Source organism: Roseovarius lutimaris, from assembly GCF_900115165.1.
In the GTDB taxonomy this organism is placed as follows: domain Bacteria; phylum Pseudomonadota; class Alphaproteobacteria; order Rhodobacterales; family Rhodobacteraceae; genus Roseovarius; species Roseovarius lutimaris.
Genome location: NZ_FOVP01000001.1, coordinates 328681 through 339676, shown reverse-complemented (window position 1 = coordinate 339676; position 10996 = coordinate 328681). Strand labels below are relative to the sequence as shown.

The following is a 10996-nucleotide window of genomic DNA, read 5'->3' as shown; positions in this document are numbered from 1 at the left end:
TCGGGCGAATGGTTCTTTCGTTTCTTCATTCTGGATCACTTCTTTCGTCATGCGATCCACCTTAACAAATGGTCCAAATTTTCGCGACCACCTCTAGCACGCAAGCGAGACCAAAAACGCCCGGCGCATTTGTGCAGTAACTGGGGTCAGGGGCGCCAGAATCGACGCTGTGGTTCTAGCGTAAGGGCCTCTGGCCAGCCAAGGAAGTACTCGATCCCGCCAATGACAAGCACAAACCCAAGAACCACAAGGAGCATGCGCCGATATGCACGGCTTGGCGGGTTGCGGGCCCAACGGGCCATGCGCAGCAACCACATGATATTCATTCGCCGGTAAAACGCACCTTGCCGATATAGGGCAGGTTGCGGTTCCTCTGGGCAAAATCAATGCCATACCCCACGACAAATTCATCCGGGATTTCGAACCCGGTCCAATCGGCGCAAATATCGGCCTCACGGCGCGACGGCTTGTCAAGCAGGGCAATGGTGCGCAATTTATGCGGTCGGCGGCTATTCAAAAGGCCAAGCACATGAAAAAGCGTGTGGCCCGTATCTACGATATCTTCGACCACCAGCACATCACGCCCTTCAATATCGCCGCGCAAGTCCTTGAGAATACGAACTTCCCGACTGCTTTCAGTGGAATTCCCGTAAGACGAGGTTTCGACGAAATCGACCTCGACCGGCAGGTCAAGCTCGCGCACCAAATCGGCGATGAACACGAAGGAGCCGCGCAAAAGCCCGACGACGACAAGCTTTTGCGTGCCCGCAAACTCCGCCTCGATTTCATGCGACAGCGCCTCGATCCGGGCGGCGATGCTTTTGGCAGAGATCAGTTTATCGATCACATAAGGACGATCCGGCATAACACCCTCTTGAAATTTCCGCCCCAGTCTAAGACAAAGCGCGCCACTGTCACGCGAAAACCGCTTGAAAATCGGGGTCCTCATGCCATCACATTCCGAGACACGCACCCTGCGCTATTCAGCGGTTCAGATGTATGGGCTGGTGGCCGATGTGGCCAGCTATCCCAAGTTCCTGCCCTGGACCGCCGCCGCGCGGGTGCGCAGCGTGACGCCGCAACCCGATGGATCAGAGGTGATGGAGGCCGATCTTGTGATCAGCTTCAAGGTGTTTCGCGAGCGGTTCACAAGCCGCGTCGTGCTTTGGCCCGAAGATCACCGGATCGAGACCGAATATCTTGACGGGCCGTTCAAATATCTCAAGTCGAACTGGCGGTTTCAAGATGTCGACGGCGGGTGCGAGGTGGCATTCGATGTGGATTTTGCCTTCAAGAACAGGTTGCTGCAATCTGCGGCTGATCTGTTTTTCTTTGAGGCGATGAAGCGGATCGTGCGCGCCTTTGAAGAGCGTGCGGATGATCTACATGGCTAACCGGCCAAGGCGCGCCGGGTCGGTTTGCCCAATATGGGGGCCAGGTCAGTCCAGCGCCCGAGCAAGCAGATCAAGCGCGTGTTCGACACTGACCTGACGCACGCCGTCACGCCCCAATGGCCCGAAATCAATGGTTTCGACCAGGGTTTCGGCGCCTTTTTGGGCCAGGCCAAAGCACACGCGCCCCTCGGGCTTATGCTCTGATCCGCCGGGGCCGGCGATGCCGGTAACCGAGACGGCAATATTGGCCAGAGAGTTGCGAAGCGCACCGGTTGCCATTTCGGTGGCAACCTCTTGCGACACCGCGCCATGCGCCTCAAGCGTGGCGGGGCGCACGCCAAGCATGTCCTGTTTGGCGGCGTTGGAATAGGTCACGAAACCGCGGTCAAACACGTCGGACGACCCCGCGATATCGGTGAGGCGCGCGGCGATCATGCCGCCGGTACAGCTTTCGGCGGTGGCGATGCGCAGCCCCTTGCCGCGCGCCCGCGCCAAGATCTCGGCGACCGTCATAGCCCCGGCACCCCGTGTGAAATGGCCGCCCCGGCGATCACACAAAGCGCGGCGGCGATCCCGGCAAATATATCGTCAAGCATCACCCCAAGCGCATCGTTGCGCCGATCAGCCCAGCCGATCGGGCCGGGCTTGAGGATATCGAACAGACGGAAGGCCACAAAGGCCGTGACCCAGCCCGGCCAGAGCGCCAAAAGATCGGCACCGGTATGGGCCGCACCAATCGAGACCGGCAGAAAGGCAAGCCATTGACCGGCAACCTCGTCGATCACGATCTCCGAGGGATCGTGATCATCTTTTCCCTTTGTTTCCTGTGATGTGGCCCACACTCCTAATGTGAATGAGACAGCGACGCCAAGCGCCAAGAGCACCGGGCCACCCAGCATGTGCAGGGCCCAGGCCACCGGCAGCGCCGCCAGTGATCCCCATGTTCCGGGTGCGGGGCGCAGGTGGCCAACACAGAAAAACGTTGCAATCAAGTGGCTTACGCGCATGTCTTCACCAATGTTACGGCGGCTTGTGCCGCGATGCCCTCTTCGCGCCCGGTAAAGCCGAGGCGTTCAGAGGTGGTTGCCTTGACTGAGATCCGGTCGATCGCGACGCCTGTGATCTCGGCCAGGGCCGCCTGCATCGCGGCGGAATGGGGCGTGATCTTGGGGCGTTCACAGATAAGAGTTACGTCTATATTGTTGATTTTAAATCCATGCTCTGTGGCCAAACTCACCGAATGGCGCAGGAAGATATGGCTTTCGGCGCCTTTCCATTGCGGATCGGTGGGCGGAAAATGACGCCCTATATCGCCCATGGCGAGGCCACCGTAAATGGCGTCGGTCAGGGCGTGCATGCCAACGTCGGCGTCCGAGTGGCCCTGAAGCCCGCGCTCATGCGGCACCGCGACACCACAGAGCATGACATGATTGCCCGCGCCGAACCGGTGAACGTCATAACCTGAACCAATGCGGATATCCATTTGATCTCTCATTATTTTCTCGGCCCGGGCAAAGTCGTCCGGATGGGTGATCTTTAGGTTTGTTTCATCGCCTTTGAGGATGCTTACGCCAAGACCAGCGGCGCGAGCGACCTCGACATCATCTGCGGCGCCACCGGGATGGGCGCGATGCGCGGCAAGGATGGCGGCAAAATCAAAGGCTTGCGGGGTCTGCGCGCGGTAAAGACCGTTGCGATCCTGGGTGCCGACGACCTGGCCGTCTTCCCCGATCCAAAGGGCATCAGTGACCGCAAGGGCCGGGGCCACGCTGGGGGTTTCGCCGGAGTGAAGCCGCGCGATGATCTCTGTGATATGCGCCGGGCGAACACAGCATCGCGCGACATCGTGGATCAGAACATGCGAGACATCGCTGCCGTTCGCGGCCAGATACTCAAGCCCGTTGCGCACCGACCCGGCGCGGGTGTCGCCGCCGGTAGTGATCTCGATACGATCACATGGTGGCAAAAGCCCGAGGTCATCGGGGTGAAGCACCACGAGAATGCGATCAATCAAAGGAGTGGCGCGAAAGGCATCCAGCGTCCAGTCGATCACCCGGCGACCGCCAAGCGGTTGCCATTGCTTGGGGCCTGGCCTGCCTGCACGATGGCCTCGGCCTGCGGCAACGATAAGGGCGGCAATTGTCATGCCCTTGATTTAGGCCGCGCCGCGCGCAAGCGCAATGGCCGTGCGGATGCCTAAAAAATAGGCATCCACCCTTTTGGTGTCGCTAATTTAGGCCTGTGATCATTGTTTCAGCCAGGATTCAAAGTTAGAATAGCTCCATTGCACAAGGATTAGGCATGTGACCCTGCACCTGACGGATCAACCGATGACGACACCGGTTTTACTCGCCCCTCTGGCGGGAATCACCGATTTGCCATTTCGCAGTGTCGTGTCGCGCTTTGGCGCGGGTCTTGTTGTCAGCGAAATGATCGCCAGCCAGGAAATGGTTCAGGCGCGGCCCTCTGCGCGCGGCAAGGCCGAGCTTGGCTTTGGCATTGAAAACACCGCCGTGCAACTGGCCGGGCGCGAGGCGCATTGGATGGCCGAGGCCGCCCGCATGGTCGAGGCAAACGGCGCGCGGATGATCGACATCAACATGGGCTGCCCTGCCAAAAAGGTCACAAGCGCGGCGGGGGCAGGCGCCAGCGGATCGGCCCTGATGAAAGACCTTGATCACGCGCTGACCCTGATCGAGGCGGTGGTTGGCGCGGTCAAGGTGCCGGTCACTCTCAAAACCCGGCTCGGCTGGGATGATGCGCTGTTCAACGCGCCGGATCTGGCCAGGCGGGCCGAGGCGGCGGGCGTGCGGATGATCACCATTCACGGGCGCACCCGGTGCCAGTTCTACAAGGGGCGCGCCGATTGGGCGGCGATTGCCAACGTAAAACAGGCGGTTGGCATCCCGGTGATTGCCAATGGCGATATTACCGGGGTGCCAACTGCGCGCGAGGCGCTGCGCCTGTCGGGCGCGGATGGGGTGATGATCGGGCGCGGGGCGCAGGGGCGGCCCTGGATTTTGGCAGAGATCGCGGCGGCGCTTTACGGCATGCGCGCGCCAAAGGTGCCGCAGGGTGCGGCCCTGGCCGATCTGGTGAGCGAACACTACGAGGCGATGATCCGGTTTTACGGCGCCGTTCTTGGGCTGCGCAACGCGCGCAAACATCTTGGCTGGTATATGGATGCGGTCGGCACCGAACCCGCCCTGCGCCGTCGCCTTCTGACCAGCAAACAGATCGACGAGGTGCTTGCCCTGATCCCGGCGGCGATGGCGGATGTAAATCCGGCGCAGGTGGCGGCATGATCGAACAGGATGCCATCTGGGCCTCGTTGCCGGTGCCGGCGCTGGTGCTGGATGACAAGGACATGATTGTGCGGATCAACCCGGCGGCCGAGGGGTTCCTGCTGACCTCGTCCAAGGCGCTGATCGGTCAGCCGGTCTGGGATAAACTGGCGGTGAATGCGCCGCTGGAAGAGGCGTTTGTGAGGGCGCGCGCCAATAATGCGCCGCTTTTTGTCAACGATGTCGATGTCGGCAATGGCGAGCGCGCGCCGATGCAGTGCAATTTGCAGATTTCGCCACTGGCGGGGCAGGCGGGGCATATGCTCATGCTGATAAGCCCGCGCGAATTGGCCGGGCGCATGACCCAGAACAGCAGCGTCAAGGCAGCGGCAAAATCGGCCATCGGCATGGCCGAAATGCTCGCCCATGAGATCAAGAACCCGCTGGCCGGGATCACCGGCGCGGCCCAGCTTTTGTCGATGACGCTTGGCCCCGAGGATCTTGAACTGACCGATCTGATCGTCAGCGAGAGCCGCCGCATCGTGGCCCTGCTTGAACGGGTCGAACAGTTTGGCAATATCGTCGCGCCGAACCTTCAGCCGGTGAACCTGCATGATGTGCTGGACCGGGCGCGGCGCTCGGCGATGCTTGGGTTTGCGGCGCATATGGCGCTTGTCGAGGATTATGATCCCTCGCTGCCGCCGGCGCTTGGTGATGCGGATCAGCTTTTGCAGGTGGTCCTGAACCTGTTGAAGAACGCCGCCGAGGCGTCGGCTGGCAAGCCCGGCACGATCCGCCTGCGCACCTACTACGAGCAATCCCTGCGGGTGCGCGGCGGCGATGGCACCGAAAAGGCGCTGCCGCTTCAGATCGAGATCATCGACGATGGTCCGGGCCTTCCGCCCGAGATCGCCGAGGATGTGTTCGACCCCTTCGTGTCAGGGCGCGAGAATGGCACCGGTCTTGGCCTGGCACTGGCGGCCAAGATCATTTCGGATCACGACGGCTGGATTTCGGTAACTTCGGTGCCCGGGCGCACCGTGTTCCGGATTTCGCTGCAACGGGCATAAACCAACGGATAAGGGAAATTACGCGATGGATGGCACGGTACTTGTTGCTGATGACGACCGCACGATCAGAACGGTTCTGACGCAAGCGTTGACGCGGGCGGGGTGCAAGGTTCATGCCACATCCAGCCTGACCACGCTGATGCGGTGGGTCGGCGAAGGCAAGGGCGATGTGGTGATCAGCGACGTGATGATGCCCGACGGCAATGGCCTTGAGATGCTGCCAAAGATTGCGCAGGATCGGCCCGGTTTGCCGGTGATTGTCATTTCGGCGCAAAATACCATCATGACGGCGATCAAGGCGGCCGAGGCCGAGGCCTATGATTACCTTCCCAAACCGTTTGATCTGCCCGATCTGATGAAACGCACGGCGCGCGCGCTTGAAAGCCGGGTGCGCACGGCGCCACGCACCAATACCGAGGCCGAGCGGCCAGAGGAGCTTCCGCTGATCGGGCGCACACCAGCGATGCAAGCGTTGTACCGCGTCGTTGCGCGGATCATGAACACCGACCTGCCGGTGATGATCTGTGGCGAATCGGGCACCGGCAAGTCGCTGATTGCCAAGGCAATCCATGATTTCTCGGATCGGCGAACGTTGCCCTTCGTGACCGTCAGGCCGGGGGATCTGCGTGATCTCGATGGTCCGGCCAAAATTATGGCACGCGCCAAGGGCGGCACGATCATTCTGGATGAGATCACCGATCTTGCGCCCGAGGCACAGGGCCGGGTGGTGCGGATGATGGATGCGCCCGACGATCATGTGCCGCGTTTCATGGCCACAAGCCAGGCCCAGCTTGGCGGCGCGCTTGAGGCAGGCAAATTGCGCGAGGATCTCTATTATCGCCTGAGCGGCGCGGTGATTGACGTACCTGCCCTGCGCGAGCGGGTCGAGGATATCCCGCTTTTGGCCGAACATTTCCTGGCCCGCGACGAGCGCGACGGTCAGCCGCCCCGGCGTCTGTCGCCCGAGGCCGCAGAGCTTATCCGCGCCTATAGCTGGCCGGGCAACGTGCGCCAGCTTGAAAACGCGGTGCGCCGGATCGGGCTGACGGCCCTGGCCGAAGAGATCAGCCGACCCGAAGTCGAGGCCGTGCTTGGCAATCAGCCGCGCGCCGAGCCGGTGATGGGCCAGCCGCGCGGTGAAAGCCTCTCGGCCTCGGTCGCGGGGCATTTGCAGCGCTATTTCGATCTGCATGGCAATGCGCTTCCGCCGCCGGGGCTTTATGCGCGAATCCTGCGCGAGTTTGAAATGCCCCTGTTGGAGATTGCGCTTGATGCCACAGGTGGAAATCAGGCGAAATGTGCCGACCTTTTGGGGATCAACCGCAATACTTTGCGCAAGAAAATAACCGATCTGGATATTAACGTGACACGCCGCCGCAAGTTGATGTAAAACTGCAACAGGGCTGTGACTATTTGGGGCGTGCTGTCCCGAAGTGTCCAGATGTTGCGGGTGGCATCACGCCACCCCACAATGAGAGGGGGGGCATGCGTGGCAACGCAGACACGCAAATTGCGCACAACGCGCCTGTCCTGGGACAAGATAAGCCGTTTGCGGCGCCTGCAGGAGTTGCAGAACTGGGCCGCCCTGGGGCTTGTGGTTCTGGGGCCGATCCTTGCGCTTTCGACCTATCTGATGATGGGGCCGCTGGATCAGGGCGCGTCGTCCAACGGGCTTCGGCTGGTTCTGCTGTGCGACATGATTTACGTGCTCATGGTCGCGGGCCTTGTGATGCAGCGCGTGGCGCGCATGGTGGCGGCGCGGCGCAAGCGGTCGGCGGGATCGCGGCTTCATCTGCGCCTGACCGGGGTGTTTGCCCTGATGGCGCTTGTGCCCACGGTGACGGTGGCGGTCTTTGCCACCCTGTCGATCAACATGGGCCTTGAGGCGTGGTTTTCCGATCGTGTGGGCCGGGTGGTCGATAGCTCGGTGGCCGCCGCCGAGGCCTATCAGGAAGAGCATCGCCGCGATCTGGTCACGGATATCCGGGTTCTGGCCTCGGTTCTCAACGCCACCAAGCGCGCGGCGGTTTTCATGAATGACGGCGATATCCGTCAGGTCTTGTCCAGTGGACAGCGCGAAATTCAGCGCGGGCTGCGCGAGGCCTTTGTGATTGACGGCACCGGCGCGATCCGGGCGCGCGGCGAGCAGTCCTATCTGTTTGATTTCGAACGCCCGACACCCGCGCAGATCAAGGCCGCCTATGACGAGGGCGTGCTGGTGATCCGCGATTGGGACAATAACGAATTCCGCGCGCTGATGCCGCTTCGGGCGATCCCTGACCGGTTGCTCTACGTGAGCCGCAATGTCGATGGCGCGATCCTGAACCTGCTCGATGACACCCAGGAAACCGCCACCTTCTACAAGCAGCGCGAAAGTGAGCGCGGGCGGGTTCTGTTTGAATTTGGCCTGCTTTATCTGGGGTTTGCGGTCATTCTCATTCTCGCGGCGATCTGGCTGGGCATGTGGTTTGCCGAGCGCTTGTCGCGCCCCGTCGGGCGGCTCACAAGTGCGGCGCAGCGGGTCGGCGAAGGTGATCTCGACACCCTGGTGCGCGAAGAGGACGGTGATGACGAAATCGCCATGCTGAGCACTTATTTCAACCAGATGACCCGCCAGCTAAAGGCGCAGCGCGACACCCTTTTGACCAATACCCAGCAAATCGAACGCCGCCGTCGACTGTTTGATTCGGTGCTTGGCTCGGTGTCTTCGGGGGTGCTTGGGCTTGATGCCAAGGGGCGTGTGACCTTTGTGAACCGATCGGCAGAGCGGCTTTTGGACTGGCAGGAAGATCAGCAATCCGTGGCGCTCAGTGTGGCGGTGCCCGAATTTGGCGCGCTGTTTGAAAAGCTGCGCAAGACCCCGAGCGGCTTCGTGCAGGAAGAAATCAAGGTGTCGCGCGGCAACCGGCAGGAAAACCTGCTGGTGCGCATGTCCACCCGGATCGGTGCCGAAGGGCGGCGCGAGGGCTATGTGGTGGCGTTTGACGATGTGACCGACCTTGTTGCCGCGCAACGCATGGCGGCCTGGGGTGACGTGGCGCGCCGGATTGCCCATGAGATCAAGAACCCGCTGACGCCGATCCAGTTATCAGCCGAGCGGATCAAGCGCAAATTCGCCCGCCAACTTGAGCCGGATCAGGCCGAGAGCCTTGAACAGCTCACCGATGTGGTGGTGCGCCAGACCAATGACCTGCGCCGGATCGTCGATGAGTTTTCGAAATTCGCGCGCATGCCCGAGCCCCAGACCAAACAGGAATGCCTGAGCCGGTTGTTGCGCGACGTGGTCCTGCTTCAGGAAAGCGGCCAGCCGGATGTGCGCTTTGATGTCGATTTTGCCGAAGCGCCGCTCTGGGCCGAGATTGATGCGACGATGATCGCGCAGGCGCTGACGAATCTGATCAAGAACGCTGGAGAAGCGATTGAAAGTTATCAGGAAAAAGACGCACCCGACGGGCATGTGCCCCAGATCAAGATAAGTAGCACCTGCGAGGATCAGATGGCCGTGATCCGGATTTCGGACAATGGTATCGGCCTGCCGCAGGACCGCTCGCGCCTGTTCGAACCCTATGTGACAACCCGCGAAAAGGGCACCGGGCTTGGCCTTCCGATCGTCAAAAAGATTATCGAAGAGCATGGCGGCACCCTAGTTCTGGAAGATGCCGAGCCGTTCGAGGAAGATGCCCATCCCGGCGCCATGGCGGTGATCCGCCTGCCGCTGGTGATGGCATTGCAAGATACAGTAGAGAGCCAAGAGGCCGTATGAGGGACACATGAGTGATATTCTGATTGTCGATGACGAACGCGATATTCGCGAGCTGATTTCGGATATTTTGCAGGACGAGGGCTATACCACCCGCCTTGCGGGCAATTCCGACGATGCGATGGCGGCGATTGCCGCCGAGCAGCCGGCGTTGCTGATCCTTGATATCTGGCTCAAGGATAGCCGGATGGACGGGATTGATATCCTCAAGGCGGTCAAGCGCGACTATCCCGATGTGCCGGTTGTGATCATTTCGGGGCATGGCAATATCGAAATCGCGGTCGCGGCGATCAAGCAGGGGGCGTATGATTTCATTGAAAAGCCCTTCAATATCGACCAGTTGATGGTGGTGATCCGGCGCGGCATGGAAACCAGCCGCTTGCGGCGCGAAAATCAGGCGCTCAAGCGGCGCGACACGACGCCGGCCGAAATGCTGGGCGATTCGCCTGCGTTTCGCACGCTGATCGGGCAGTTGGACAAGGTCACCAAATCCAACGGTCGGGTCATGCTGAGTGGCCCTGCGGGATCGGGCAAGGAGCTTGCGGCGCGCTATATCCACGCCAATTCGCATCGCGCCGATGCGCCCTTTATCAGCGTCGGCTGCGCCTCGATCGAGGCCGACCGGATGGAAGAGGTTCTGTTCGGGCGTGAAAGCGACGAGGGCGTCGTGACGCCGGGCCTTCTGGAAGAGGCCAATCGCGGGGTGATCTATTTTGACGAGGTGGCCGATATGCCGCCCGGAACCCAGTCGAAGATCCTGCGGGTGCTTGTCGATCAGACATTTCTGCGGGTTGGCGGGTCGGAAAAGGTACAGGTCGATCTGCGGGTGATTTCGTCAACCAGCCGCGATCTCGAGGCCGAAATCGCCGCCGAGCGGTTTCGCCGCGAGCTGTTTCACCGCCTCAATGTGGTGCCGATCACGGTGCCGAGCCTGGAAGAGCGGCGCGAGGATATCCCGGCGCTGGCGGAGCACTTTATCCGGATGTTCAACAAGACCCAGGGCCTGCCGCTGCGCAGCGTGAGCGATGAGGCCGCGGCCTTGTTGCAGACCATGCGCTGGCCCGGAAATGTGCGTCAGATGCGCAACGTGATCGAACGGGTGCTGATCCTTGGAGAGGGCAGCGATCCGATTCAGGTGCGCGAATTGCCCGGCGAGACCGGCGCGCCGGTGGATGAGGGGCGTGTGGTTCTTTCGGGGGCGATTGCCACCATGGCCCTGCGCGAGGCGCGCGAGGCGTTCGAGCGCGAATACCTGCTGACGCAGATCAACCGCTTTGGCGGCAATATCAGCCGCACCGCCGAATTTGTCGGCATGGAGCGCAGCGCGCTGCATCGCAAGCTGAAATCGCTTGGCGTGGTCACCAGCGGCAAGGCCGGTGCCCGCAATGGCGATGAAGGCGCGGATGAGCAGGTGGCGGAATAGAGCCGTAAACGGCTCCGCCTGCGGCGCGCGCGGGTGAGGGGCGCTGCCCCTCACACTCCCCGGGA

General features: G+C 61.4%; 11 protein-coding genes. 6 read left to right on the top strand and 5 right to left on the bottom strand.

Annotation, left to right across the window (positions count from 1 at the left end; translation table 11 throughout):
- Positions 1–146 precede the first annotated feature (146 nt).
- Both BMZ91_RS01650 and hpt read right to left on the bottom strand, forming a co-directional pair.
- A complete protein-coding gene (locus tag BMZ91_RS01650) occupies positions 147–302 on the bottom strand; it encodes a hypothetical protein (protein WP_245736178.1) in 156 nt (51 codons plus the stop codon).
- Between the two features lie 20 nt (positions 303–322).
- Positions 323–865: a hypoxanthine phosphoribosyltransferase gene (gene hpt, locus BMZ91_RS01645; RefSeq protein ID WP_092833655.1), complete on the bottom strand. Its 543-nt coding sequence runs from the start codon at positions 863–865 to the stop codon at positions 323–325.
- Between the two features lie 82 nt (positions 866–947).
- Between hpt and BMZ91_RS01640 the strand changes: the two genes are divergently transcribed.
- Entirely contained in the window at positions 948–1394 is a 447-nt protein-coding gene (locus tag BMZ91_RS01640; protein ID WP_092833584.1) for a type II toxin-antitoxin system RatA family toxin, read from the top strand.
- Between the two features lie 45 nt (positions 1395–1439).
- On the opposite strand, the gene BMZ91_RS01635 is transcribed toward BMZ91_RS01640, so the two are convergent.
- The 3 genes from BMZ91_RS01635 to BMZ91_RS01625 are packed head-to-tail and all read right to left on the bottom strand — an operon-like array spanning position 1440 to position 3540.
- Positions 1440–1907, bottom strand: coding sequence for a CinA family protein (locus tag BMZ91_RS01635; protein WP_092833582.1), 468 nt, complete (start codon positions 1905–1907; stop codon positions 1440–1442).
- Complete coding sequence (locus BMZ91_RS01630; protein WP_092833580.1) at positions 1904–2401, bottom strand: phosphatidylglycerophosphatase A family protein; 498 nt, start codon at positions 2399–2401, stop codon at positions 1904–1906. Before BMZ91_RS01630 ends, BMZ91_RS01635 begins: the two co-directional genes overlap by 4 nt.
- The gene (locus BMZ91_RS01625; protein WP_092833578.1) at positions 2392–3540 is read right to left on the bottom strand and encodes a bifunctional 2-C-methyl-D-erythritol 4-phosphate cytidylyltransferase/2-C-methyl-D-erythritol 2,4-cyclodiphosphate synthase; all 1149 of its coding nucleotides are present in this window, start codon (positions 3538–3540) and stop codon (positions 2392–2394) included. Before BMZ91_RS01625 ends, BMZ91_RS01630 begins: the two co-directional genes overlap by 10 nt.
- Positions 3541–3724: 184 nt before the next feature.
- On the opposite strand from BMZ91_RS01625, the gene dusB reads away from it, so the two are divergent.
- The 5 genes from dusB to ntrX all read left to right on the top strand — a co-directional run bounded on the left by dusB (position 3725) and on the right by ntrX (position 10931).
- Positions 3725–4699, top strand: coding sequence for a tRNA dihydrouridine synthase DusB (gene dusB, locus BMZ91_RS01620; protein ID WP_092833654.1), 975 nt, complete (start codon positions 3725–3727; stop codon positions 4697–4699).
- Positions 4696–5748, top strand: a complete 1053-nt coding sequence (locus BMZ91_RS01615) for a two-component system sensor histidine kinase NtrB (protein WP_092833576.1) — start codon at positions 4696–4698, stop codon at positions 5746–5748. The genes dusB and BMZ91_RS01615 overlap by 4 nt, the downstream gene beginning before the upstream one ends.
- A gap of 25 nt (positions 5749–5773) precedes the next feature.
- A complete protein-coding gene (locus BMZ91_RS01610) occupies positions 5774–7138 on the top strand; it encodes a response regulator (RefSeq protein WP_092833574.1) in 1365 nt (454 codons plus the stop codon).
- Positions 7139–7237: 99 nt separating this feature from the next.
- Positions 7238–9511 carry a sensor histidine kinase NtrY-like gene (locus BMZ91_RS01605; protein ID WP_425441525.1) on the top strand — a complete coding sequence of 758 codons (2274 nt, stop codon included), beginning with the start codon at positions 7238–7240 and terminating at the stop codon, positions 9509–9511.
- Positions 9512–9518: 7 nt separating this feature from the next.
- The gene (ntrX, locus tag BMZ91_RS01600; RefSeq protein WP_092833570.1) at positions 9519–10931 is read left to right on the top strand and encodes a nitrogen assimilation response regulator NtrX; all 1413 of its coding nucleotides are present in this window, start codon (positions 9519–9521) and stop codon (positions 10929–10931) included.
- Positions 10932–10996 lie beyond the last annotated feature (65 nt).